The organism is Coleofasciculus sp. FACHB-542, from assembly GCF_014695825.1.
Taxonomy (GTDB): domain Bacteria; phylum Cyanobacteriota; class Cyanobacteriia; order Cyanobacteriales; family FACHB-T130; genus FACHB-T130.
The window spans coordinates 1-23,823 of sequence record NZ_JACJPB010000004.1 but is presented as its reverse complement, the minus strand read 5'-3'; the positions used below and the strand labels follow the sequence as shown (position 1 = coordinate 23,823).

The 23,823-nt window shown below is 46.1% G+C and carries 24 protein-coding genes and 1 pseudogene; 5 read left to right on the top strand and 20 right to left on the bottom strand.

Going from position 1 to position 23,823, the window contains the following annotated elements:
• Positions 1-217: 217 nt before the first annotated feature.
• The 7 genes from H6F52_RS00320 to H6F52_RS00290 all read right to left on the bottom strand — a co-directional run bounded on the left by H6F52_RS00320 (position 218) and on the right by H6F52_RS00290 (position 7,693).
• A complete protein-coding gene (locus H6F52_RS00320; protein ID WP_190531131.1) occupies positions 218-1,042 on the bottom strand; it encodes a M90 family metallopeptidase in 825 nt (274 codons plus the stop codon).
• Between the two features lie 176 nt (positions 1,043-1,218).
• The gene (locus H6F52_RS00315; protein WP_190531129.1) at positions 1,219-2,523 is read right to left on the bottom strand and encodes a Tudor-knot domain-containing protein; all 1,305 of its coding nucleotides are present in this window, start codon (positions 2,521-2,523) and stop codon (positions 1,219-1,221) included.
• Between the two features lie 335 nt (positions 2,524-2,858).
• Positions 2,859-3,284 carry a Spy/CpxP family protein refolding chaperone gene (locus tag H6F52_RS00310; protein ID WP_190531128.1) on the bottom strand — a complete coding sequence of 142 codons (426 nt, stop codon included), beginning with the start codon at positions 3,282-3,284 and terminating at the stop codon, positions 2,859-2,861.
• 275 nt (positions 3,285-3,559) lie between these two features.
• Entirely contained in the window at positions 3,560-3,829 is a 270-nt protein-coding gene (locus H6F52_RS00305; protein WP_190412439.1) for a hypothetical protein, read from the bottom strand.
• Positions 3,826-4,044 (bottom strand): hypothetical protein, encoded by a 219-nt coding sequence (locus tag H6F52_RS00300; protein WP_190531127.1) that lies wholly within the window; start codon positions 4,042-4,044, stop codon positions 3,826-3,828. The genes H6F52_RS00305 and H6F52_RS00300 overlap by 4 nt, the downstream gene beginning before the upstream one ends.
• Before the next feature lie 320 nt (positions 4,045-4,364).
• The gene (locus tag H6F52_RS00295; RefSeq protein ID WP_190531126.1) at positions 4,365-5,696 is read right to left on the bottom strand and encodes a response regulator; all 1,332 of its coding nucleotides are present in this window, start codon (positions 5,694-5,696) and stop codon (positions 4,365-4,367) included.
• Between the two features lie 8 nt (positions 5,697-5,704).
• Positions 5,705-7,693, bottom strand: a complete 1,989-nt coding sequence (locus tag H6F52_RS00290; protein WP_242030510.1) for a PAS domain-containing hybrid sensor histidine kinase/response regulator — start codon at positions 7,691-7,693, stop codon at positions 5,705-5,707.
• Positions 7,694-7,985: 292 nt separating this feature from the next.
• Here H6F52_RS00290 and ilvA point away from each other — a divergent pair, with 292 nt between their 5' ends.
• The gene (ilvA, locus tag H6F52_RS00285) at positions 7,986-9,530 is read left to right on the top strand and encodes a threonine ammonia-lyase, biosynthetic (protein ID WP_190531125.1); all 1,545 of its coding nucleotides are present in this window, start codon (positions 7,986-7,988) and stop codon (positions 9,528-9,530) included.
• A 128-nt stretch (positions 9,531-9,658) separates the two neighbouring features.
• Here ilvA and H6F52_RS00280 read toward each other — a convergent pair whose 3' ends face one another.
• The 3 genes from H6F52_RS00280 to H6F52_RS00270 all read right to left on the bottom strand — a co-directional run bounded on the left by H6F52_RS00280 (position 9,659) and on the right by H6F52_RS00270 (position 12,498).
• A complete protein-coding gene (locus H6F52_RS00280) occupies positions 9,659-10,768 on the bottom strand; it encodes a vWA domain-containing protein (RefSeq protein ID WP_190531124.1) in 1,110 nt (369 codons plus the stop codon).
• A gap of 333 nt (positions 10,769-11,101) precedes the next feature.
• A complete protein-coding gene (locus H6F52_RS00275; RefSeq protein WP_199300262.1) occupies positions 11,102-12,007 on the bottom strand; it encodes a type 1 glutamine amidotransferase domain-containing protein in 906 nt (301 codons plus the stop codon).
• Between the two features lie 188 nt (positions 12,008-12,195).
• Positions 12,196-12,498, bottom strand: coding sequence for a hypothetical protein (locus H6F52_RS00270; protein ID WP_190430140.1), 303 nt, complete (start codon positions 12,496-12,498; stop codon positions 12,196-12,198).
• 109 nt (positions 12,499-12,607) lie between these two features.
• Here H6F52_RS00270 and H6F52_RS00265 point away from each other — a divergent pair, with 109 nt between their 5' ends.
• The gene (locus tag H6F52_RS00265; protein ID WP_190531122.1) at positions 12,608-13,831 is read left to right on the top strand and encodes an ROK family transcriptional regulator; all 1,224 of its coding nucleotides are present in this window, start codon (positions 12,608-12,610) and stop codon (positions 13,829-13,831) included.
• 192 nt (positions 13,832-14,023) lie between these two features.
• Positions 14,024-15,346 carry an amino acid permease gene (locus H6F52_RS00260; protein WP_190531120.1) on the top strand — a complete coding sequence of 441 codons (1,323 nt, stop codon included), beginning with the start codon at positions 14,024-14,026 and terminating at the stop codon, positions 15,344-15,346.
• A 297-nt stretch (positions 15,347-15,643) separates the two neighbouring features.
• Here H6F52_RS00260 and H6F52_RS00255 read toward each other — a convergent pair whose 3' ends face one another.
• Complete coding sequence (locus tag H6F52_RS00255; protein ID WP_190525936.1) at positions 15,644-15,964, bottom strand: hypothetical protein; 321 nt, start codon at positions 15,962-15,964, stop codon at positions 15,644-15,646.
• A 906-nt stretch (positions 15,965-16,870) separates the two neighbouring features.
• Between H6F52_RS00255 and H6F52_RS00250 the strand changes: the two genes are divergently transcribed.
• A complete protein-coding gene (locus H6F52_RS00250) occupies positions 16,871-17,299 on the top strand; it encodes a hypothetical protein (RefSeq protein ID WP_190531119.1) in 429 nt (142 codons plus the stop codon).
• Positions 17,300-17,617: 318 nt separating this feature from the next.
• On the opposite strand, the gene H6F52_RS00245 is transcribed toward H6F52_RS00250, so the two are convergent.
• The 9 genes from H6F52_RS00245 to H6F52_RS00205 form a co-directional block, all read right to left on the bottom strand.
• Positions 17,618-18,382, bottom strand: a complete 765-nt coding sequence (locus H6F52_RS00245; RefSeq protein WP_242033801.1) for an NAD(P)-binding domain-containing protein — start codon at positions 18,380-18,382, stop codon at positions 17,618-17,620.
• Positions 18,379-18,849, bottom strand: a complete 471-nt coding sequence (locus H6F52_RS00240) for a MarR family transcriptional regulator (RefSeq protein ID WP_190531117.1) — start codon at positions 18,847-18,849, stop codon at positions 18,379-18,381. The genes H6F52_RS00245 and H6F52_RS00240 overlap by 4 nt, the downstream gene beginning before the upstream one ends.
• A gap of 360 nt (positions 18,850-19,209) precedes the next feature.
• Positions 19,210-19,692 carry a quercetin 2,3-dioxygenase gene (locus H6F52_RS00235; protein WP_190531115.1) on the bottom strand — a complete coding sequence of 161 codons (483 nt, stop codon included), beginning with the start codon at positions 19,690-19,692 and terminating at the stop codon, positions 19,210-19,212.
• A gap of 170 nt (positions 19,693-19,862) precedes the next feature.
• Positions 19,863-20,354, bottom strand: a complete 492-nt coding sequence (locus tag H6F52_RS00230; protein ID WP_190531113.1) for a GNAT family N-acetyltransferase — start codon at positions 20,352-20,354, stop codon at positions 19,863-19,865.
• A gap of 82 nt (positions 20,355-20,436) precedes the next feature.
• Positions 20,437-20,907 (bottom strand): cupin domain-containing protein, encoded by a 471-nt coding sequence (locus tag H6F52_RS00225; RefSeq protein ID WP_190531111.1) that lies wholly within the window; start codon positions 20,905-20,907, stop codon positions 20,437-20,439.
• Positions 20,908-21,080: 173 nt separating this feature from the next.
• Positions 21,081-21,380: a hypothetical protein gene (locus H6F52_RS00220; protein WP_190531109.1), complete on the bottom strand. Its 300-nt coding sequence runs from the start codon at positions 21,378-21,380 to the stop codon at positions 21,081-21,083.
• A gap of 476 nt (positions 21,381-21,856) precedes the next feature.
• The gene (locus tag H6F52_RS00215) at positions 21,857-22,471 is read right to left on the bottom strand and encodes a hypothetical protein (RefSeq protein WP_190531107.1); all 615 of its coding nucleotides are present in this window, start codon (positions 22,469-22,471) and stop codon (positions 21,857-21,859) included.
• Positions 22,472-22,675: 204 nt separating this feature from the next.
• Positions 22,676-23,155: a GNAT family N-acetyltransferase gene (locus H6F52_RS00210; RefSeq protein ID WP_190531105.1), complete on the bottom strand. Its 480-nt coding sequence runs from the start codon at positions 23,153-23,155 to the stop codon at positions 22,676-22,678.
• Between the two features lie 100 nt (positions 23,156-23,255).
• Entirely contained in the window at positions 23,256-23,423 is a 168-nt protein-coding gene (locus H6F52_RS00205) for a hypothetical protein (protein WP_190531103.1), read from the bottom strand.
• Between the two features lie 126 nt (positions 23,424-23,549).
• Here H6F52_RS00205 and H6F52_RS25415 point away from each other — a divergent pair.
• Positions 23,550-23,823, top strand: a pseudogene (locus H6F52_RS25415) (IS4 family transposase); the annotation flags it as partial.

The window sequence follows — 23,823 nt, the reverse complement described above, 5'->3', positions numbered from 1 at the left end:
AGTACACAAAAGTATGGAATCTTACCTTATAGTTCCCGGATCTACTTTAGAAACATCATTTGAGCTTAAGTTTCAGTAGAAAGGCTTAAATGAGAGCGATCGCAGCTTAAGCCTTTGGGAGAATTGCGTGGTTTCGTTGCTGTCTGCGATTAAGCAGCCTCGCTTGCGATCGGTGTAGTTGGGCGATCGCGCTAACCTTCGATGAAATTGAAACTATTTAAACCCACTGTACTGGATCTAGTTGATAGTAGCGTTGCAGTTGGTCATAAAGTGCTGGATGCTGCTTCAGCAATTGGCGGGGCTTTTCAAAAAAAGTCTCTGTTGCTACAGCAAAAAATTCGGCGGGATTCGTTGCACCATAACTATCCATTACCGTCTTTACGCCTCGTTGAATATCATTGCAGAGTTGTTGATATTCTTCTGTCATCACCTTTGCCCAAAGGTCATAGTCTGAATCTCGCTGCAAAATAGGAACACCCTCAGCTTTACCATCTTCTTGATCTAACTGATGGGCAAATTCATGAAGCACCACGTTATGTCCATCCCGCCAATTGTAGGTGTCTTGCTTCACCTGTTCCCAAGACAGTACCAATTGATCATTTGTCCACGATTCCCCCAATCTGGCTACACGTCTTTCTTCAACAATATAATTCCCGGTGTAAGCGGTTTCATTAACAAGATATGTGCTAGGGTAAACCAGAATCGAACGAAGTTTAGGAAAGTAGGTTTCTCGCTCGTTGAGTAGGAGTAAGCAGGCGACAGCCGCAATAATCACCTTCATTTCTTCCGTTACCGCTAATCCTCCACAACCAATAAATTGTTTTTCTGCCAAAAACACTTGAATGTGTCCCTGAAGCCGTTTTCGTTCAGCGGGAGAAAGAAAAAGGTAAACAGGAAGATTATTCTCAACAATCGCATTCCATAAGGGTAAAAAAGGACGCTGTTGCAGGCGGTTCCGTCGTCGCTTAACTAGGACAGGATTGACTAAAATCCCAGTGATAATCAGTCCAACGATCAGAAAAATAATAATTATTTCAACCATTGACTTTTAAGCATTTTATGCTTCCTGATTCACAGATAAGCTTGTGGATGAAATATCTCTGAATTACATTATAGGATTACGCCTTTGTTGCCCGCCTGAAAAACAGAGCGATCGCTCTACTGGTTGAAATGAACCGTGAGAGCGATCGCTGATTCGGCTCCTTGCTCATTCAGAAGTTAGCAAATCTCGTCCAGATCGACCCACTTGTCATAGGATGAATCGTAACCAATGTAATGAATAAAGTATTGCTGGCCTTGGATCTTCTCAATCGTTGCAGAATACCAATCTTCTTCTTCATCATCCCAACCTTTTACCTTTTGACCCACCGTATATCCGTTGTCATCGGATGAGCCACTATTGGGAATACGAATGTCATCTTCGTCAACCCACTCATCATGGGATGAACCGTAACCGATGTAATGAACAAAGTATTGGTTATCTTTGATTTTCTGAAGCGTTGCTTGATACCAATCCTCTTCCTCACTATCCCAGACTTCTATTGTTTGACCTACTGCATACTGATAGGTATCTGATATTACAGTAGAAGAAACATCTTGATGGAGTTTTTGCTCCTCTTCCGTAACTTCCTCTTTTACCAAAGTATGGGCTTTTAAAATTAGATTGCGAGCCACACTTTGAAGTCCTGTATGCTCGTAGTAATTGGTGGTTTGATCCAAAAAAGCTGCCACAAAGTCTAAGTTATCATCAGCAATCTGGATAAAGTTACCCAAACTGTTAGAAATAGATTGAGGCGTGACGCCTGTCTTGGATACTAAATTCTGCATCCAGCCTTGCACAGAGTTGAAACCCTGAGTTAGAAAACCAAGTTTATCAGAGGGATTATTCCCTGGTAGAAAGTTCTGGACGGCTAAAAAAACCGGATTTTGAGCTAATACGCCAGCATCAGCACCACTAATTGTTCCCTGAATCTTGTTGAGAAAGTCAGGACCCAATGGCAGAATTCCATCTATACAAACTAAAGCCATCATCCGCGTTAGGGATGCATCTTTATAGTTATTAGCGAGAGAATTAGCAAATTCTTGTGGATTCGGTTGGGGAATACCATTCAGTTTACAGAAGGCGATAATTTCAATAGCGATTTTTAGAACAAGGTCAATACTTTGAGTTACGTCTGCTTTGGGAGTGATATTGCCCAAAAAAGAGAGGAAGCTTATTTTTTCACTAACTTTATTGGCTAAAGCCGCCGCCGCCATCGCTGTGTCTGCTTTATCAATTGTTTGATAAAGTTTGATTGCGGTCTGATAGCCTTGTTGAGGATCGTGATATAAAGCAACAGCGCGATCGCGGATTTTTTGGATTACCTTGGCATCAGTTTCTCCAGTAATACTACGGATACTATTATCAAATCCTACTAAGTTGTTCCACTGACTTGGCACTACATAATCAAGAGCCTTTAAAACTTTAACCGTGATATTATCAGTTGGTAGTTCATCAACCAACTGAATAATTGATTTTTCCATACGTTGCTTCCTTGAAAACTAAGGTTTTTCTTGAATTGTACTCGATAAAATTTTGAGCCTTGGATTTATTTATATTTCATAACTCTTTTGGCTCAATTAACTTTTAGAGGCAGAACAAGCCTATAATTAATAGCTATGAAAGAATATTTATAAAATTATTGTTCAATATTATTGGAAATTGAAACAGATGTTTTGCTAGACCAAATACAGTCTGCGTTTGATGAAAACAAGAGGGCATGGGAAGTGATTATTCCCATGCCCCCTTGATGCTGTGTACTTGCTAGGTAAACTCTTTCTGAGCTACATTTTCTTACAAAGCAATCGAAACGCCCCCGTTAGGACTGTGGTTGTTGACGACGTTGACGCCATTGCTGGCGTAATTGCTCAAGTTGTTGTTTTTGCTCAGCAGTCAACACTGCTTCCATCTGGCTCTTGCTACTCTGGCGAACCGCTTGGAGTCTTGTTTTCTGGTCTTCCGTCAAGTTTAGATTCGGTCTTTGCCGTTGCTCTTTAGCAAGGCGCATTTGTTCCTTTTGCTCTGCGGTGAAAATAGCATCCATTTGCTGCCGCGTAGACTCTTTAATTTGCTGCATTTGTGCTTTTTGAGCATCAGTCAAATTCAGCTGGTCGTACTTCATTCCTGCGCCACCGCCACGACCAGGACCTGCAAAGGCAACGTTGGTGAAAGCGGGAATCATTGGGGAAGCGGCAAGCATCAACGCGATCGCTCCTGGCAAGAAGAACAAAGGTTTCATCTTCATAACTGTGCAAATTCCGGGTTATTAATGTGTGGCAACAATGCATTTGATTGTTGTATTACCTTAGACCGGGCAAGAGTAAAGATGGTTCAGTCTTGGTTAAAAATCATTGTCTCCTATTCGCCCCATCTCTCAGATGCGTTGCCTATAGCCTTTACTACGCAATGAAATGGGCGGCTAAGAGATTCACTGAATTGTTCGCTTATGAAATGCGATCGCGTAGCGTACTAAAGGCGATCGCGCTTCGCACTTACAGCCAAAACTAATCTGAGCGATCGCTATAACTGGGAGAGCAACTTGTCGTAGTCTGTATGTGTACCAATCCAAAACCACACAATACCATTCTCGTTTCTCACGCCGACAGCACGATAACTTTTACTAACACGAGCAGAATAGATAGGAAGGGTAGGATGGACTTGCTTGAAGCGAAGACTAGGATGCCAAGGATCTTGCTTGAACTGCCGATATGCGTCGCGTGCTTGTTGCTGAACCTGCTGAGGAATAGTGGCAAATGCTTTGCGAAACTGAGATGTTGTTCTAGATTTCACAGGGTTTCTGGATCTAACTCTTGGGTTTTGCCTGCCCGATCTTCAGCTAATGCCTCTGCTGCAAGTTTGGCAAGCATATCCTGAGACTGTGAAAACCCTCTATCCCAAGAAGCTTCATCTTCAAGCTCTTCAAGGATAAATGCTGCGATTGCATCTTGTTCGGTTTCAGGAAGCTGCATGACTCTTGCGATCGCCTGTTCAAGTAGCTTGCTCATGGTGGTTGCATTGTTGCAGAAAATACTCTGTAATCATTGTACTGTTCTGTTCTAATCCAAGAGCCTGAAACTCACTTACAACCGAACTTGACGAGGCAATGTAATCTTGGTCGTTCCACAGATAACCTGGCGGTAACTTGACACGGTTGCAACTGTGATCGCACTTCTACATACAGCCAAAACCAACCTCCACGAGCGATCGCTTTCTTCATTCCTGCTTGCGATCGCGCTCTTATGGCAGGGTTAGACACACCCTAAATAGCTTCATTGCTCAACTCAGAACTTTCACCGTATGAGGTATTTAATAGCAGCAGTGAGTTCTACGTGACCCTAGCTGCTGCTAGAGTGGCTAGCCGGATTGGTATGGCGATCTTAAACTCTGTACCCTGACCTGGTGCTGAAATGCACTCAAGTTGACCGCCATGTTTCTCGGTAATAATTTGATAGCTAATCGGCAACCCCAAACCTGTACCTTTGCCAATAGGCTTGGTCGTAAAGAATGGATCGAACACCTTATGTTTGACTTCCTCCTTAACTCCTTTTCCGTTGTCACTAATTCGGATACAAACATGACGTTGATCTAACATTTCAGTGCGAATCCGGATTGTGGCACCGTTGTTTTTTTGGCTATTTTCCTCCGAAAGCGAACTATTCAGCATTGACTCCTCTAAGGCATCAATGGCATTAACAATTAAGTTCATAAACACTTGGTTCAGTTGAGCTGGATAACACTCAATTTCAGGCAAAACACTATACTCCTTTATTACCTGAATACCCGTATGCTCTGGATTTGGTTTCAAGCGATGTTGCAGAATCAGAAGAGTACTCTCAATGCCTGCATGGATATCTACGGTTTTCACGCTAGCTTCGTCGAGTCGAGAAAAATTGCGTAAGCCTTGGACAATCTCAAAAATTCTGCGCGTTCCTACTTTTATAGAAGATAAACTTTTCGGCAGATCGGATAGAAGAAATTCGAGATCGATTTCTTGTGCTTTCGCTTGCACTGCTGGCACAGGATTGGGATAGTGTTGCTGATAAACCTGAAGTAAACTCAGGATATCTTGCATATATTTATCAACGTGGACTACATTACCATCCACAAAATTAATCGGGTTGTGAATTTCGTGGGCAATTCCTGCCACAAGCTGACCCAGTGCAGACATTTTTTCATTTTGCACCAACAGCAATTGCGACTGTTGCAGTTGGGTTAGTGCAGTTGATAGCGCTGCTGTTCTCTCCAATACTCGATTCTCTAGTTCTTGGTTGAGGTGATAGAGCTTGAGGTGAATTTTCACACGCGCAAGCACTTCCTCCTGTTGAAAAGGTTTAGTAATGTAATCTACTGCCCCTAGTGTCAATCCTTTCACCTTATCTAAGGTGTCAGAAAGAGCGGTCATAAAGATTACCGGAATTTCTTGAGTAGCTGGCGAGGCTTTGAGACGACGACAAGTTTCAAAGCCATCGATTCCCGGCATCATCACATCTAGCAGGATCAGGTCTGGAGAGACAGATTGCAACCTCTCCAGCGCACTTTCGCCACTCTTAGCGACTAACACTCGATACCCTGCCTCTTTGAGCAACTCAAACAAGACCTTTGTATTGTTCGGATTGTCATCGACAATCATAATTAGACTGGTTTGATGAGCACTCATAGTTAGAATTACTCAGCTGGTTCAACGTGTTGCTTCACAAATTTAAATATGGCTTCATCATCCATTGCTTGCACAAACTGAAGCAACTGCTGGGCGAAGGGCTGATATTGAACGTTGAGTTGTGCGAGTCGGTGAGCTTCCTGCTCAACGCTGTCGATGTCGCCGATGCGAGCTGCTGCGTACAATGCTTTCAGTTCCTCAAAGGTCGGTGCAATCAGCGCAGACGAAGCAGAGGCTGGAGTGTTCCCCGATCGTTGTGCTTGCGTATGATTCATCTCGTAAATCCAAGTTAAACCCAGATATTGGCGGCATTGTTCAAGCAATTCATTGGATTGTACGGGTTTGGGGAGAAAATCGTTGCAGCCTGCTTGCTGACTTTGCTGGCGATCAAAGTTGAACACGCTAGCAGAAGAGGCAATAATCGCAGTGTTTTGGAATTCCGGGAGCGATCGCACCTTTTGGGTCATCTCCAGCCCACCCAGAACAGGCATCACCAAGTCAGTAATAATCAAGTCAGGCTGCCACTCCACCGCTTTTTCGTAGCCCTCTTGTCCGTTCACCGCTTCCATCAGTTCAAATCCCAATGGTTCCAGCAGGTTGACAATAACAGCACGATTTTCCCAACGGTCATCGACCATCAGGACTTTGCGTTTCTTGCCCTCATAGCCAACGATCAGATTCGCTGCATTACCATTGTTTGACTCTATCCACTCCTTGGATTCTGGCAGTTCTACATCAAACCAAAACTTGCTGCCTTTGCCAGGAAGACTTTCAACCTTGATTTCGCTGCCCATCATCTGGACGATTTGCAGGCTAATCGCCAGTCCCAAGCCAGTTCCTTCTGCCATCCGTTCTTTGTCCCCAACCTGTTCAAACGGCATGAATATCTTCTCGACCTGCTCTGAGGTCATGCCTACGCCAGTGTCTTCGATTTGGAAACGAATCTTGGTGAGGGGTGAGTTTGTCGCAACGGCGGATGGTTGCGCCTCTATAGCAGGAGACTGTGCAATAATGCCAACTTTAAAGGTCACGCCTCCTCGGTCAGTGAATTTAATCGCATTGCCTAGCAGGTTAATCAGCACTTGCCGCAGTCGTTTTTCATCAGCAAAAATGGCATTAGGCAGATGGTTGAGAGCTTCGTAGGTAAAGTGAATTTCCTTCTGTTCGGCTTTGATGCGGCACATTTCCACAATGCTATTTAGGAAGGAGTCAAGGTGGAAATTTTTGGAGAAAAATTCTAGCTTGCGGGCTTCTATTTTGGAGAGATCCAGAATATCGTTAATTAACGTCAGGAGATGGGAGCCGCACTGGTGAATGATGCCGACACCATCTTTTTGTTTGGGGTTTGTCGCTTTATCGCGCAGAAGAATTTGAGCATAGCCCAGAATGCCGTTTAACGGGGTGCGGAGTTCGTGGCTCATGTTTGCCAAAAATTCACTTTTGGCTTTGTTGGCGCTATCAGCAAGTTCTTTGGCTTGTTGCAGTTCAATTGTGCGCTCCTCAACTCGGTATTCCAAGTCTTTGTTGGTTTGTTCGAGTTGCGATTGGGTTTGTTGCAGAGCTTGCAGAATTTGTTCTAGCTGTTGAGTTTTTTGTTTTAATGCTTCTTCTGCCAGCTTGCGGGCTGTATTGTCTCTAGTAAAGCAGCGCGTGTGAATAAACTGACCTTTCTCATCTCGATAGACGCTGGAATCAATCAGGACGTGCTTGATCGATCCGTCCTTGCACACCATTTTGGCTTCGTAATTATGGAGGGTTTCGTTTGCAGTCAACCGACAGAGGATGTCGTTGATGATATCTTCATCAGCATGGAACTCGGCGATGTGTTGACCGATATAGTCTTCAGGAGAGTAGCCCAGAGATTGCAACTCAGATTTATTTGCCCACAAAATTGTGCCATCCGAGCCAACCCAATGCAGGCAGATTGCACCATTTTCAACAAAATCAGTCAGTTTTTCGTATTGATGGCGGAGTTGTTCTTCAGAAAGTGGTTGCATGGCTATATCATCCCTCAACTGCTTAGGAGCTAGTTCTAGGGTTCCCTAAAACTTGACTGAATTTATGATTATGAAATCTTCTTCGCTCCTTATCAGGTGTGTACCACTAATGGTAGAGCTACTTGATCATCTGCATGAAAGTGAGCGATCGCACTTCGCACTTACAGCTAGAACTAATCTGAGCGCTCGCTCTGTTGAGTCATGAAGTGCGATCGCTTCTCACTTCCACACCACAGGATCACCAGTGAAGTAAAATTGTCTTCCATCCGCCATCTGTAACCCCCTTCACCCCATGCTTTGCGACTACCTGGTACAAATCCTGACGGCTCGTGTCTATGATGTCGCCCGAGAAACGCCCCTAGAATACGCCCCAAATCTCTCCGCACGGCTGAATAATAAACTCCTGCTCAAACGGGAGGATATGCAATCAGTCTTTTCCTTCAAGTTGCGGGGTGCTTACAACAAGATGGCGCACCTGTCGCCGGATATGCTGGCGCAGGGTGTCATTGCTGCATCCGCAGGGAACCATGCCCAAGGAGTCGCCCTGGCTGCGCGTCAGTTAGGAACGCGATCGCTTATCGTCATGCCAGTCACCACGCCGCAAGTGAAGGTGGATGCCGTCAAAGCGCGTGGGGGAGAAGTTGTATTGCATGGCGATACCTACGACGATGCTTATGCTTTTGCCCGTCAGATGGAAGCGGAAAAAGGCTTAACCTTTATTCACCCCTTTGACGATCCTCATGTGATTGCCGGACAGGGGACAATTGGGATGGAAATTCTGCGGCAATGTCAGCAACCCATTCATGCTATTTTTGTGGCGATTGGCGGCGGCGGATTAATCGCTGGGATTGCGGCGTATGTGAAACGGTTGCGTCCCGATATTAAGATTATTGGCGTTGAACCCGTCGATGCCGATGCGATGTCTCAATCCCTGAAAGCCGGGAAACGAGTGCGCTTGTCGAATGTGGGGTTATTTGCCGATGGGGTTGCAGTGCGGGAAGTGGGGGAAGAAACCTTCCGGCTGTGTCAAGAGTACGTCGATGAAATCATTCTGGTGGGTACAGATGACACTTGTGCTGCAATTAAAGACGTGTTTGAGGATACGCGATCGATTTTAGAACCCGCGGGTGCATTAGCGATCGCAGGCGCGAAAGCCTACGCCGAACGGGAGCAAATTGAAGGACAAACGTTGGTTGCCGTTGCTTGCGGTGCTAACATGAACTTCGATCGCCTCCGCTTTGTCGCAGAACGAGCCGAGTTTGGCGAACGCCGCGAAGCCATTTATGCCGTTACAATTCCCGAACAACCGGGCAGTCTCCGTAAGTTTTGCGAATGTCTTGGCAGACGCAATCTTACTGAATTTAGCTATCGCATTGCTGATGAAAAAGAAGCTCAGATTTTTGTCGGCGTGCAAATTCAAAACCGTGCCGATGCTGCAAAGATGGCAGAAAGTTTTGAAGCTTGCGGGTTCAAAACTCTTGATTTAACCGACGACGAACTGACCAAATTGCACTTACGTCACATGGTTGGCGGACGTTCTCCCCTCGCTTGCGATGAATTGCTTTATCGCTTCGAGTTTCCCGAACGTCCCGGTGCATTAATGAAGTTCGTCGGTTCTATGAGTCCCAACTGGAATATTAGTATGTTCCACTATCGCAACAATGGCGCAGACTACGGGCGAATTGTCGTAGGGATGCAAGTGCCTCCCCGCGAGATGGAAGAGTGGCAGGCATTCCTCGATACCCTCGGTTATCGCTATTGGGATGAAAGCAAGAATCCCGCCTACAAGCTGTTTTTGGGACAGGAAAATTGTATCCCGCTCTCGCCCTATCGCTAATACACCTAATACACAATAGGGCTTACGCACCAACCAGTTACGGTTGCATCTTTGTTTCCTTTTCGGCTTCTGCGTAAGTCCTGAATATCTCAAACCAAGTTTGAATTAACTCTAGAGTAGCCCAGGAATTATTGAAGCTTAAATCCTTTAGCTGCTAATTGCTTGCGGAGACTTTGAATAATTACAGAATCAAGGGTATTTTTGCTACTACTAGCACTAACCTTACGCTGTTTTTCAACATATTCGCTACGCTTTTGATATAAGTCGCGGATCGTTTTTTGAATTGTCTCCCTTTCGGCCTTCTTCGCTGCTACATATTCTTGCTTTTGAGCTAAAGTCATCCCTTGCATAGCTTTCGGCAAAGCATTATTCGGTAATTTATCAAGGCTAACGATTCCCTTGTCGAGAGCATCAATCAAATCCCAAGAAGCATTGTTGTAATAGGCAGAAGCTTTGGAGTTCCCACGCATAGCCAAATTCATGCCGGAGTTACTATCTTCAATCGTCTGACGCTGTTGTCCAACTTCTCCTTCTGCACCATAGGGAATGTAAGTTTGATTGAGCTTATCATTCCAAGTAGCAATTTGCTCATCGTAAGGAGACTTAATAAATTCAGTTTTTTCGTCTTGATTAATATTGAAGTGGCTACCTTGTGCTAAATTAGCTCCTGAAGCCCAAAGTTGTCGCTCCCGATCTTCTGATAAACCACAGTAGATAGTATTCACTAAAGTATTTCCCTTAGCAGCGAGATCGACTGCTTCGCGCCAAACTATCGGGCCTTGCTCGAATGATTCATTACCCGCAATAAAAATAACCCGAAAATCTTCTTTATCTTTACTCCAGTTTAATTCTTTTACGGCTGAGCGGATTACCCAGCCAGCATATTCTTGACCGCCGTTGGTTTGGATACTAAATAGCTTTTCTGAAACTAAATCTAATTCTGGAGTAAATCCAGTTAAAAGTCTGACAAAACCTTCTTCTGAGGGTAAATTATCATTTCCATAATGGTATAAAGCAACTTCTAATTCTGGGACTTCGCCATCTTTGGTTACTTTAGTTAAAGAGTTGACAATTTGCCAAAGTTGGGTACGAGTTTGGTCTATGAGTCCATCCATACTATTACTAGAATCTAAAAGGATGGCGATCTGAATCTTAGCTTTAGCAAATGCTTTGGTGGGAAAACATAGAATGCTCAAGGTTAGAGCTGTAGCGAATAAAATCCGAGTTATTTTCTGCATATATTTTTTAATTGCTGGATAAAAGAGTATTTTCTGCTAATCTCAGCTAAATTTAGCTTATTGATATCTCCGTTGCCAAAAATGTAACAACAAGTACACGCAAAATCTAGCGATCAAACCTTTCTGGAAAGTTAAAGCGCTGAGTAGCGATTAGGGACATCAACCACAAGCAACGTCAACCGTTATTGGACATCACGACCAAAGGCAAGAATGGCTGCTCGGATCTTAAAACGAACAGCCATTATGCTCCTGTGAGATGAGGGTTACAGACAAAGACGATTGCGGAACGGTTGGGGTGCAAGAGACAAACGTCAGTGTCTTGGGAAATTTACATTAAGCCTTTCCCAAAAAATGCTTTCTGACCCAGATGGGGATAACTCGCGCCTCGTCGAGCGCTTCGACGAACTCTTGGGCGATCGCGCGATCCGAGGCAAGATTCTGACCAGAGATCAGCTCTCTGTCCTGCACAACAAAGCTTTGGTCGCTCGAACCATGCTCAACCCGACCGCCAGCGCTGGCTAGCGCATCGGCGACGTAGAACGGCACCTGACTGTCGAGGATCTCCCGTTCAATCGGATACTCTTCTTCGTTCGAGAAGCTGGTCATGCGGTAGCCAGCATATTGCCAATCCGCAGCAGCCGTCTTCGCCGCCTCTCGATCGCCATCTACGAGAGCCTTCCGGTAGGCGGTGGTGTCCGGCAAAGCGGCTAGCATTGCCACTGAGCCGTGGGACAAGAAGGCGCTTGGCTTCGACGTTTTATGGAAGTAGCGCAGTATCTGTCCGAGATCCGGATCTTGCATTAAGTCATTCATCGGTGCATAACCACCGGGAACGTAGACACCGATGTAGCGATCCAAGTCCTCTGACAAAACTGCTTTCAATGTCTTCGGATTCTGCATACTGGGGTAGGTGTCAACGAATGCGATCGCGTGTTGTAGCGCTTCTGGATCGTTGTCGAAGCGGGAGTCGTTGGCATGAGCAAGAATGACGGGTTTTTTGCCATCGGGTGTGGCAATGACCACCTCGTAGCCAGCTTCAATGAACTGCTGGACTGGCACGGTAAGGTCTTCTAGGGAGTACCCTGTGGGAACGACGCGATAATTTTTCAGTTGCAGTGTGTTCGTGCTAGAAGCCACCAGTAGCACGCGACCTAGGCTTTTTGCCGAGGAGGGTTGCTCCGGTAGGCTGGTGAGAGCTTTTGAGAACAGAGAGGTCATCATATTCTTTGTGGAGTTCATGGATATTTCCTTCATCAATGGGTTTGTCGAGTGCTGCACAGGTTGAAATCTAGAACCCCTATCCTGCTTGCGCGGGAAGTTACACAGGGGTTAGCACAGTGCAATCGGGGTTGAGATGATGGGGTAATAACCTTGACACAGCAAAATTGAGTTTTCATGTTCTCAAGAACATCGCTTACCGTATGGGCTTAGTCGCTGATGTTCCAGAGATTCGGTTGCGATCTGCGATAATGTCGTTCATCCAGCCAAATCGTCAATTCTTGCCTGTCGTCAAAGCGGATAGTGCGATCGCTTGCCGGATCGCAAACTCGCCAGTATTTGTTGCCAGCGCGATCGCTTTTTTGCTGGATTCGCGGTTCGCCAGCCGGTGTGTACCAGTCATTGACAAAAGCCTGCCACATCCCCTGTAGCTTTAAGCTGACTAACTTACTCACTTGGAGAGAGAGTTGTTCAAGCTGGTTGTAATTCCGTTTTTGTTGGAAGGTTCGCATAACTGAGACCGATTAACTTCAATAATTTCATCTTAGATTGTTTGTTTATCGAACAAACTAACTTATGATAGTTTGTCATTACAACAAACAACAGAGCGGATAGTTTCTTATGAAGACAAATGCCAACAAGAAAACTCTCACGACTGATGCCAGCCTGCTCAAGCAAATCAACTTTGCTCGGATTCTCAGTTTGCTACGCTATCACCCGCGCCTCAGCCGCGCCGAGATTGCACGACGAACCGGCTTAACTCGTTCAACCGTTACCGTGATTACGGCAGAACTGATTGCAACTGGACTCCTGCGAGAAGGAAAGGAAACTGCCTCTGGAAAAGAAGGCGGGCGTCCTGGGGTGGAGTTAGAACTCGATCCAGAGGGAGCCTTTTTTATCGGAGTTGCCCTTGGGGATGAAAATATCCGCGTCATTGAACTCAACCTGGCAGCACAAGTGACTCGTCGAGTAGAAGCATCCATGACCGCAGACACCGATCCAGCAACCGTTACCCGGCAATTAGTCGAGTTGATTCAACAAGTCTGGCAGGCAAATCCAGAGTGCCAAGAGAAATATCGGGGAATTGGCATCACGGTTCCCGGTTCCTTAAATCGGGAAGGTATTATCCTTCGTGCCCCTAGATTGCATTGGCAGAATGTGGACTTGCGACCCTATTTGAATCACCATCTGGATGTGCCGTTGTTTATTGAGAATGATGCGAATGCAGGTGCGCTTGTCGAGACGTATTTAAGTGGCTCGATGCCCAGCCATAGCTTGCTCTACCTGTTTCTGGGTGTCGGGGTGGGGGCGGGAATTGTACTAAATAATCGTTTGTTACGGGGGGCGGGGGGCACTGCGAGCGAAGTTCGCGAACTGATGATTGACCCGCATAGTTCTCAGACATCCGTAGGGGGGCGTGCGGGGACGCTAGAAGCTTTATGCAGCAAGGTTGGGCTATTGAGTGCCTATCATCAACAAAGTGGAGAGACGATCGACCTGAATACGCTGCTGTCTCGGTTGGAACAAGCGGATGCGATCGCGCAAGCGGTTGTGAAACAGTGGGGAATGTATCTGAGTTGGGGTGTACGGGGGTTGGTGGGTGTACTCAACCCGGAACGGATTGTCTTTGGAGGATCGCTGGCGGTGCTGGTGCCCTACGTGCAAGAGCAATTGGATGAGATGTTGCAAAATTGTCTGCCCGATAGAAGCGGATATGGCTTTGACAGTGCAGCTCGATTCGGGTTAGAGATTTCCCAATTTGGAGAAGATTCGGCGGCGATTGGTGGTGCAGTACTGGTTTATGAATCATTATTTCAGATGCCGGATCTGCTGCTGCTGCACTAATTATTCTTGATCAAGCTGCTACCCAAGCCATTCTCGATCGCCTAAATGGGGTGAAACAGTCCTTATTTGCAAGCCTCGTTTAATAGTGGCTTGTGTCCTAGCAATTTGCGATCGCGCTTCCACCTCCTACCCCCTATACTGACGAGCAGAAAGATTGCAAGATTGGGTAAATACAAGGATAAGAAAAATTTTATGGAACCGAATGCAGAAGCGGATTCACTCAAGCGAGTGTTTGGATTGCCGACGCTGGTGATTTATGGGGTTGGGGATATTCTCGGTGCCGGAATATATGCAGTGGTTGGAAAAATTGCCGGACTTTCCGGCTCTTTGGTTTGGGTTTCTTTCCTGGTATCCATGACTGTTGCGGCACTCACTGCATTAAGTTATGCAGAACTCGGTAATCGAGTTCCTCAAAGCGGAGGAGTCGCTAGTTTCATCCACAGAGCATTTCGCCGGGATTGGCTCTCAATCTTGGTAGGCTGGTTGATGTTTTGTACCTGTCTTGTTTCAATGGCGACGCTCTCAAAAGCGTTTGCAGGCTATCTCAATGCTTTTGCTCCAGCGATTCCAGATTGGTTGATTATCCTGGCGCTATTTGCGGGTCTTGCATTTGTCAATTTTAGGGGAATGCAGGAGTCCTCAGCCTTAAATATTTTTTGCACGTCTCTTGAAGTTTCAGGTCTTCTGATTGTTATCTTTGTCGCCACCGTTTTCCTCATCGGGAACCCAGCAGGCGCGGCGAATCCGGTTCCCATTCCCGTCCCCAACGCACCACCGATTGGTTGGATAGCCGTGGTTCAGGGAGCAGCACTCGCCTTCTACGCCTTCATTGGGTTTGAGGATATTGTCAATGTTTCCGAGGAAGTGAAAGATCCCCAGCGCAATGTTCCGAGAGCAATTCTGCTTTCCCTGGGGATTGCCGGTATCATTTATGTTCTCGTTTCCTGGCTTGCCGTTCAGGTAATCAGTTCGGCGGAACTTGCCGCCTCGAAAGCTCCTCTTCTCGAAGTCGTTCAGCGATCGCAGCCAAATTTTCCAGCAGTCATCTTTTCACTGATTGCGCTGTTCGCCGTTCTCAATACTGCTTTGCTGAATTTTGTCACGGCATCGCGGCTGCTTTACGGAATGTCGCGGGAAGGACTGCTTCCATCTTGGTTAGGAAAATTACATCCACGCCGCGCAACTCCTTACCGTACGCTGGTTGTCATTCTGCCGCTCGTGATTTTTCTCGCGCTTTCAGGTACACTTCAATTCCTAGCCGGAACAACTGCAACCTTGATTCTGGCAATGTTCTCTCTCGTCAACCTCTCACTGCTGGTGATAAAACGACAAGAACCCCGAACCACTGGGTTTCAGGTTCCTTCTGCGATTCCAGCTTTAGCGCTAATCTCCAACTTAATTCTGATTGCCTTTGCCTCTCGTGAAAGTCACATTTTGGCGTTAGTGTTTACAGGTTTAGGAGTTCTGATAATTTTAATTCGCAATGCTCTTAGTAGGCGATTGCCCAACGCTTAAATTTATCTGCGATACAGCTTGATGAATCGACCTCTTGCAAATTAAACAGGATGAGGCGGAGTGGGAATGCTCATAGTTGTACAGAGCAGCAATCAGATGGCAACGTAACCCAAAGCGACGTTTGAAGTGTTGACAACAGAAGGTTTGCGCTATTTTATAGTTCATCCTCAGGACACTTAAGCATTCACACGTCCTGATTTTTCTGATTTTCAGAAAACTTCGCAATAGCGCTAACGCCTAATTTGCAAGAGGTCTATTGGTTGGTTAAGAATGCGATCGCTTCTGGAGTTTCCTAGCTCAACCGATGTGGAGTCTGAACGCTAGAAGGCCCCCCAACGCCACCAAACCAAGCGCCCGGCGGAAGTAGTTGACCCCCTCAAACAACTCCAGCCATGCCCAGGTGAATAACGCGCCGAACCCTACTAAATCAACTCCTGCCTGAAGATTGCCGCTAGGCAGAACAAGTTGAAGTAGGGTCGCTGCCAACCCAACCAAAAGCGGTAGATTGGGTGGCTGGGCAATGACAATCTTGCCAGAGCTGTCTCGAAAGGTACGATCGAACAATGTGGTTTCTTGTGCCTTAAGCTCTTCTGAATCGCGGTTCAATTGGGACGACATCTGCTCAGCCTTAATACTACTTAACCCAAATGTTAGGGCTGGAGCGCCTACTTGGTGTCTAACTCAAGTTGGAGATTACTAGGGCGATCGCTCTCGTCTTCTATGGCATGAAACTGGAACGCCATATTTTGAGAATTTGCGCCCTCAACTCTGGTGCTGTGAGAGGAGTTGTTTTGGTGCTACTTCTTCCAATCAGCTCAAATATCCATTAGGGATTAAAACACAATTAAGTTCGATAAAACGTATCCTTTCACCTCACAGTATTCAGGAGTCTGAGCCGTAGAAGGAATGATTTGAGCTGAAAGAATTGCGGTGGAGCATCGGGAATGGCTGTAAAATCTCTCTGAGCCAAAGCGCTACAGGGATTAGATGGCGTGGGCTGCATTGGGATTTGTGCGTTAGCGAAGCGGGATGCGCTAGCGTCCTTCGCAGAAGTCTGGAACAAGCTTGCCTTGGAGATTAACAGCAAGCCCGAAAGGACAAGGGCGATCGCAGAATGATCGCGCGATCGCAGAAGAATGATTGCACTCTTCGATATCTCACAGCAACTCTCCTCTGATTGTTTGCAGTCTAAATTCCCCAGCGTTCCGCATCTGCTTTCGTGAAAAAATTCAAATGCTTCAAATTGGTAGAGGATTTGATCGTGTTTTATTAGGCAGTTCTATAACTTTCCTCTCTCTACCGAACTAAATTGAAGGATGGAATGCGATCGCGAAATCAACCTTCAACAAGTAATATCGTTTCTCTTTAAGGTTTGCTACAGATGACTGACACTCCAGACGCTCGCCTCGCTCCAGATGCGGTGAGCGATGTGTAGCAAAATATTAAAGAATTGATATAACCTCTGCATTACCAGCAACAGCTTTAATAATTAGTCTTATTTTTAATATTCCTTGGAAAAAATGGATGTTCGATACCCTGTTACTGACAGTGGGAATCTTTCTAATTTCGGAAGGATTTCAGGTATATTCACTTGGTTGTAGTCGAACTGGAAAGGCACCCAATACCTGTGAAATTTCTCATCTTACCCTGTCGGGAACAAGTTTTAAGCAATTTCCACTAAGTCAGCTTAAAGAAGCTAGAATCGAACAATCGCCAACTTCTCGAATGACAGTTTGTATTTTAGTAACCGAGGAAAGAGTATTAAAATTCGGCTCTATATCCACTAACTATGCCCAAGGTAAGCGAGAAATGGTATCTACGATTAATAGTTTTTTACAAAATCCTAAACAGTCAAGTCTATTAGTCAGAGAACCTCATGATTTTTCTACAATTTCATTTGGTATTTTCTGCAATTTAATGGCTTTGGTTTTGTTATTTTGTAAAGCTAAATAGGCGCAGTGCGATCGCGCCCTTCACTGTAAGTCAGGTTGAGCTTGTCACGTCTTACTTGTGAATCAGTGGGTAACGTCAAGCCAAACATGACTCAATTGAGCGATCGCACCAGAGTTGAGGTGGAGAAGCAGTGATGAGTGTCGGGTTTCATCCTTCAACCCGAACTACAAGATCGGGGGATCGCTAAATCAGTCAAAAGTTCTGGCTTTCGCGCTGTTGCCACAACCTTGTCGCCCTTTGCCAAAACCGCTCAACGTTCCCGCGATCAACCAAACTTTCTTCTCACTCATCTTGTTTTCCTCTGGAATTCGTGAAAATTTACATAAATAATGCACGGTTTAGGCGAACGCCATATTCCGCATCGGGATTCGTCTTGCTGTCCCCAACCCGTTCCACGATTGCCGCCACGGACAGATCGCGCCGCTTGGGTAATCGCGCCGCGTCGGCTGCCGCTAGCGCAGCCGGCATCTCCTCGCGGGTGAGATCCGTGCAATAGCCCGGCGCACCAGGCTGCTGCCGCCACGATTCCGCAAGCGTGCCCGCGTCGAAGGCGTCGAACCCGGTATCCTCAACGAGCGCCATTCCCTCCAAGCGATCCGTTTCCCGATCCGCCGCAACGGGCAGAGCAATGCGATCTGGGCTTCCCGCAGGCTTTCCCTTCTTCGCGAAAGAGTCAGAACCGATCGAATTCCACGCTTTCACGATCGGTCGGCCCAACTGCTGGACCACCCACAGACTTTCGACCTGACCGGCTTCGATGGCGTCAATCCTGCTGTCGCGCCCCGGATAGTAATTCGACGTGTCGATCGCGACTGTCTCGGCTGGTAGGTTGGCGATCAGCGGCGCGATCGAGGGAAGGCGATTCAGGGGGATCGAGAGAATCACCACGTCAACGTCCTCCACGGCTTCAGCCGTCGAGACTGCGCGTGCGCCGAAAGCGAGCACATCGGCCTCGATGGTCTCTGGGCCGCGAGAATTGGCCACCTTCACGTCATGTCCAGCCGCACTCAGTTTGCGGGACAAAGTCTTCCCGATATGGCCAGTGCCCAAAATTCCGATGTTCATTTTCTTCGTATTATTCATGACAAATCATCCTTTTCACTGCTTGTTTGACGGGGTAAGCCCAGCCCGTTTAAGGTGTCGCGAAGCTCGGCAAGGTCTTCATCGGAGAGACGGCAGGCCGTCTCGATCTTTTCAGGGACCGAACACGCCGTCTCGCGAAGTGCCTCGCCAGCTTCTGTGAGATCGATAAGAACGCGGCGTTCGTCCTGCTGGTCACGGGTGCGCGTCACCAATCCCGCGCTTACAAGGCGCTTCAAGAGGGGCGTCAAGGTTCCGTTATCCATACCGAGTTCTTGCCCTAAATCCCCCACGCTGCGCGGGGTGTCCTCGTAGAGAGCGAGCATGACCAGAAACTGCGGATAGGTCAGACCCAAAGGCTCAAGAAAGGGTCGATGAAGCCGAATTATGCGGTTAGACGCACTGTAGAGGGCAAACGAAAGCTGCCTCCCCACTTGTCTCCGTTCGTTGATATTTGAGCTGTTATCCATTTCAATATATTATCATGAATGATTATATTGTGTACTATACAATAGGGTCAATACCTCTTATTCAGCATTAACCTAATGTTGCAACTACCGCTCCGATGCGGCTTTGCCGCTTGCTGGAGGCAGAGCCACATCGGAGCTTGCCAAGGCAGAGCAGGAACGAGTGCGATCGCCCCTCGCTGTAGGTTGGGTTGAGTCTGTCACGTCCTCGCTTGTAAATCAGTAGGTAACGTGACAAACATGACTCGATTGGGCGATCGCATTAAGTTGAAGGATACACTGCGATCGCGAAGTTAGATTTCAACCTAGGAATTAAAAGCAGCGATCACATAATCCCGATCTTCAAGTGGACAAAATAAGGACTTATGCTTCAGGGGGTAAGATTGTGAGTCCATATTTTGGTGCAGTCGCTAGCAGCTTATCGATCGCAGCCCGATCGGGCACAGGTGGATTAAGTGGATCGGCTACAGGTTTCCCAACTTCAGCAAAGAACATTTCCAAACCAGCAGGTGTTACCCAACAAAACATTCGCGATCGCGTCGTTCCTGTATTTTTGAAGCTGTGTTTTTGTCCTCTGGGAGAATGTAAGAACGTACCGGGTGTTGCCAAAATAGTTTGGTCATCTAAGCGAAACTCGACTTCACCCTCAAGAACGTAAAACGCTTCATCTTCACGACTATGAATATGGGGGGGCGTACCGACCTCAGGATTACATAAAATCTCAATCAGCGCATATTGCCCCTGAGTATTCTGCCCCAATGCCTTGAACGTGACAGCATCACCGGCAACTGTCAAAACATCGCCTTCGTGAGGCATCATGACTATTCCTTGCTGGTTTAGAGTCATCTCAGCTCCTCATTGCTGCTAAACGATCGGTGTACAACTAGAGTTTTCGATTTGAATTTAGTAAAACTACCGCCTAGCTTTGGGGCTATATGCTAAGCGTAGTCCTGAGTTCTCACCAATTGTATTTTGATATCAAGTAACGATAAATGCTCATTGAAGGATACAAACTGTTAGGCGGCTTCTCGCTGTAATTCCCACCTCCAAACCAAACCGTCCTCTGGGTCTACCACCTCACCGATACGCTCAAATCCACACTTCGCAAGTACCCGCATCGAAGCGTTGTTCTCCGCCCGTGTGTGGGCACGAACGAGACGGACTTGCCCACTGCGGAACGCAAAATTGACCAGCGCCCTAGCTGCCTCCGTAGCATACCCGCGCCCTTGATACTCCGGGTCTACTCCGTAAGCAATCTCAACGACTCCTCCTTGGTCTGGGGGACCCTTGTACGCGCAGCTCCCGATGACGGCACCGCTAGCCCGCTCCACTAAGGAGAATCCATGCGTCCACGGGTCTACCGCTGTCGAGGCGCGAACCCGCGCCAGCCAATCGGGTGAGATGTCCGCCTTATCAGCAGGACTCAGGGACTCGACCCAGGCGAGGATTTCCTCAGTCGATTGGAGGATCAGCTTGAGACTCTCCGTTTGAATTACCACTTCACTCATAAGATCGGGCGATCGCATTCAGTTGAAAGATAGAATGCGATCGCGGAATGTTCTGGTGCAGCATGGTTGTTAGGCAGTGCTATTAATATGCGCGACCATCTTTGTGCGTTAAAGCCCATTCACTATTCGGCAATTGTGTGGCTTTGAGATCGTCATTTGGGAATTCCACCTCATCTCCCTCAGTGCGATCGCCAATTTCAAGATAGGTTACGTTTTCTTGGGATCGATTAATCAGTTGATGGGCGATACCCGTGCCTGCCTTAAATCCGTAGCAGTCACCGGGATGCAAAACGAATTCCTCTTCGCCGAGTACCAGCGTTGGGCTGCCTTCCAATACCAGGATAAATTCTTCTTGCTTTGAGTGGCTGTGAGCAAGAGCAGAAATTGCACCGGGTGAGAGATGGGTTAAATTAACTCCAAAATGAGTCAACCCAAAATAGTCACCCAGTTTTCGCTTTTGTCGTCCCTGAACAAGGGAAGCATAAGGTTCTGGATATATCGTCTTACCGCTCGGTGCTGAAATCGATTCAGATGAAATTGGCGATTGCTTCATAACTCACCCTTCCTTGTTATGTTAATGGCGTAACAAGCCCAAGCTTGCTTTACTTTTCCCGTATCGTCAAACCATAGCACTTCAGTTACTATGCCCCGATACCCTCGGTAATACAGCGTGATGCTATCTACACAATGCTCATTTATCCACCCGTTATTTCCCTGGGCTTGCTATTAGATACCCCACGTATTATCCCAGCCATCGCACTCTTGAATCAGTTGATGTACCGCAGCATCTGCGGTTGAAAATGTACCGCAATTAGTTCTTTTTGTTCCAGATGCCGCATGACCCACATTTTGATACAACGCAAACTGACCATCCTCAGAGTAAATAGAGAGCGTAATAGCAACGCCATTTGTATACTGTTTCCACAAGCTAACAAATGAAGCTCCTTGTGGTATCAGATTTATATCTTTGACATCACAAATCCATTGCCGTTGTTGCAAGTCTGTCCGCGTATTTTCCTCTATCATTACATTCCATGCTCTTATCGTATTTGAGTTGTACTATTGCCTAAACAAACACTAATTGAGCCAAAACTGCACTAGACACCGATTCTAAACAAGGATTTACAAGAACGAACAGGCGATCGCATTAAGTTGTAGGATACAATGCGATACTTTCGGTACATAGAAACGTGTTCGCGAACTTAGATTTCAAACTATGAATCTAGCAGTTAAACTTCACTCTCTAAGCATTGGTAGTGCCTGCAATCTCTAGAAGTTCCAATTATAACCCCCAATGATTAGCCTTTATTTGTTTACAACTCGTAGCTTATGTCACATACATAGCGATCTAACAGATCGAGTCAGCGGGCTAATACCTTAGCATTTCTCCTAAGCGGTTTTGGTCAATCTACTGGATCCGAATGTTAGTCTGCTGTTTAGAGCAAATTCTACGAACTAACTTGAGGAGCTAGTTTCCACACTTTAGAGTACTCTTTGATGACCTAGAGACCTTGTTTAGAAAGAAATTTAGTTGCAGCTTGAGTAGCAATCTTCGCTGTATCTCGACGGCGCTGAAACTCCCCCTCTTCGCTATGGTAAGCCTTTGCCAAATAAACCATTGAGTTTGTTATATAGTGTTTATTTATGAGATGAAAATTGCAACCTAGTAACATAGCTAAAATAGCAAGATTTACTGATATTTCATTCTCATTTTCCTCAAATTTTGTTGTTACCTGATAGGAATAAATAGTTGCATGAGATACTTGACATAAAACTGCCCAAAGATTCTTAAGCTCAGTAAGTTCTGGTGTCATTATCTTCTTGAGGATTGCATTGGAGAAATAAATCGTCTCTCCTGCTATCCATTTCGATATGAGACTGTCACTCTGCCGTAGAGATGCAAATTTTGCGATCATTAATGCTTCATAAACTGAACGTAATAATACCCGACCAGAACCGGGTAAACCATCTATTGTTAAAATCAGTGTTGAGTAAAGCGCAATTTCATTTTTAATTACTGCTGATACGATTGGCGTTTCTGCATCAGTATGTTGAGTGAGATGGCGTTGTCCTAAAAGACCATAAAACAACTTAGTATATTGGTACTGTGCATCCATACATTCCTTTAGTGTTAATAAGTGTTCATAAAACTTTTCCTGAGTGAGACATTGATTCCGTTGACGTTCTCTCTCCAATTCGTTGAATCGCATACAGGATTATGATGTTAAATGCTAGCCTATACTAACTATTTATAACTGACCAATCAATCTGAATATCCAAAGTTATAGAACCAAGTAAACTTTGATATTTAACAACTGCACTTAAAGCTTCTTAAAGTATCTGGCAACTGGGAATAGCTCAAAGCCCACCTTTTCATAGGTGTGACGGGCTGGGGCATGACCGGGATCGCCCCCAGTCTCAACCATAGCAATAGACATCCCAGCATCTTTCATCCAAGCCAGAGCGAATTCTATCAGCGCACTACCAATGCCGCGACCTTGAAAGTCCGGATCGACAGCAACCATGTAGATTTCACCCATGCTGTCCTCTGAGTGTAGTTTCACGGCTACAAAGCCAACAGTAGAACCTGCATCGATCGCAATCCACACACTCGTGTCTTCCGCAGCACAGACATCCTCGACCGCTTTTTGCTGGCTTACGCGCCAGTGATTGGGATAAAATGCCTGGTACACATCAGCGTTCATCTCGTTCTGAATCGAATCAAAGACTGGAGTCCACGCCCGAAGCGAAAGACGAATAACAGCATCAAGGTGGCGAGGCTCGTATGGTTCAATTTGCATTCCCACATGAACTCCAGTTAACTCTGCAAGCTTTATCCAACATACTACAATATAGTACAAGCTCTGATAGCTTGGTTTTGAATGCTTACAGCAACTTGCCTCAATCGACGCCAATCGGTTTTCGCAAGTTTGAGAGTTCCGCTTCTAGATCGAGAATCTTGGCTTTTGCAGTCGCCCGTTCCTGGTGAAGCGTTTCCCGAAGATGGTGTAGAGATTTCTTCAACTGTTCAATTTTCTGCTGTGCATCAGTGTTTTGAAAAGCTCTCATCTGTGGTAAACCCTCAGCGCTCACGGGGTGACAACCCCGTCAAAAGCCTAGTGCAAGGGCTCCTGAAGCCAAGTTGCGGTAAAAAAAGATGGGGTTACTCTTGTTAAAAAGCCCCATCTGTTAAAAATGCTTCCTCAATTTTATCAAATTCACCTGCAACAGCAACTAAAAAACACCGAATACCTGACTCTAAAAATTTTGATATACCTCTTGCACTCTCAAAAACAAGTCAGCATTGAATTGCTGGCTTCGTTAATGCCTTATCCTATTCAGTTTGAAAGCCGAAGGCGCAGTTTACAAAGATTTTTAAAATTATCTTGCTTAGAAATTGATACTCTATGGTTTCCGCTAGTTCAAGAAATTTTAAAGAGAAAATTTCCGAAAACTCAGCAAATTAAAA

Excerpts from the sequence above, each read along its gene's own strand:
- H6F52_RS00320 (WP_190531131.1), bottom strand. The coding sequence starts at position 1,042 with ATGGTTGAAATAATTATTATTTTTCTGATCGTTGGACTGATTATCACT.
- H6F52_RS00315 (WP_190531129.1), bottom strand. The coding sequence starts at position 2,523 with ATGGAAAAATCAATTATTCAGTTGGTTGATGAACTACCAACTGATAAT.
- H6F52_RS00310 (WP_190531128.1), bottom strand. The coding sequence starts at position 3,284 with ATGAAGATGAAACCTTTGTTCTTCTTGCCAGGAGCGATCGCGTTGATG.
- H6F52_RS00300 (WP_190531127.1), bottom strand. The coding sequence starts at position 4,044 with ATGAGCAAGCTACTTGAACAGGCGATCGCAAGAGTCATGCAGCTTCCT.
- H6F52_RS00295 (WP_190531126.1), bottom strand. The coding sequence starts at position 5,696 with ATGAGTGCTCATCAAACCAGTCTAATTATGATTGTCGATGACAATCCG.
- H6F52_RS00290 (WP_242030510.1), bottom strand. The coding sequence starts at position 7,693 with ATGCAACCACTTTCTGAAGAACAACTCCGCCATCAATACGAAAAACTG.
- ilvA (WP_190531125.1), top strand. The coding sequence starts at position 7,986 with ATGCTTTGCGACTACCTGGTACAAATCCTGACGGCTCGTGTCTATGAT.
- H6F52_RS00280 (WP_190531124.1), bottom strand. The coding sequence starts at position 10,768 with ATGCAGAAAATAACTCGGATTTTATTCGCTACAGCTCTAACCTTGAGC.
- H6F52_RS00275 (WP_199300262.1), bottom strand. The coding sequence starts at position 12,007 with ATGAACTCCACAAAGAATATGATGACCTCTCTGTTCTCAAAAGCTCTC.
- H6F52_RS00270 (WP_190430140.1), bottom strand. The coding sequence starts at position 12,498 with ATGCGAACCTTCCAACAAAAACGGAATTACAACCAGCTTGAACAACTC.
- H6F52_RS00265 (WP_190531122.1), top strand. The coding sequence starts at position 12,608 with ATGAAGACAAATGCCAACAAGAAAACTCTCACGACTGATGCCAGCCTG.
- H6F52_RS00260 (WP_190531120.1), top strand. The coding sequence starts at position 14,024 with ATGGAACCGAATGCAGAAGCGGATTCACTCAAGCGAGTGTTTGGATTG.
- H6F52_RS00255 (WP_190525936.1), bottom strand. The coding sequence starts at position 15,964 with ATGTCGTCCCAATTGAACCGCGATTCAGAAGAGCTTAAGGCACAAGAA.
- H6F52_RS00250 (WP_190531119.1), top strand. The coding sequence starts at position 16,871 with ATGTTCGATACCCTGTTACTGACAGTGGGAATCTTTCTAATTTCGGAA.
- H6F52_RS00245 (WP_242033801.1), bottom strand. The coding sequence starts at position 18,382 with ATGAATAATACGAAGAAAATGAACATCGGAATTTTGGGCACTGGCCAT.
- H6F52_RS00240 (WP_190531117.1), bottom strand. The coding sequence starts at position 18,849 with ATGGATAACAGCTCAAATATCAACGAACGGAGACAAGTGGGGAGGCAG.
- H6F52_RS00235 (WP_190531115.1), bottom strand. The coding sequence starts at position 19,692 with ATGACTCTAAACCAGCAAGGAATAGTCATGATGCCTCACGAAGGCGAT.
- H6F52_RS00230 (WP_190531113.1), bottom strand. The coding sequence starts at position 20,354 with ATGAGTGAAGTGGTAATTCAAACGGAGAGTCTCAAGCTGATCCTCCAA.
- H6F52_RS00225 (WP_190531111.1), bottom strand. The coding sequence starts at position 20,907 with ATGAAGCAATCGCCAATTTCATCTGAATCGATTTCAGCACCGAGCGGT.
- H6F52_RS00220 (WP_190531109.1), bottom strand. The coding sequence starts at position 21,380 with ATGATAGAGGAAAATACGCGGACAGACTTGCAACAACGGCAATGGATT.
- H6F52_RS00215 (WP_190531107.1), bottom strand. The coding sequence starts at position 22,471 with ATGGATGCACAGTACCAATATACTAAGTTGTTTTATGGTCTTTTAGGA.
- H6F52_RS00210 (WP_190531105.1), bottom strand. The coding sequence starts at position 23,155 with ATGCAAATTGAACCATACGAGCCTCGCCACCTTGATGCTGTTATTCGT.
- H6F52_RS00205 (WP_190531103.1), bottom strand. The coding sequence starts at position 23,423 with ATGAGAGCTTTTCAAAACACTGATGCACAGCAGAAAATTGAACAGTTG.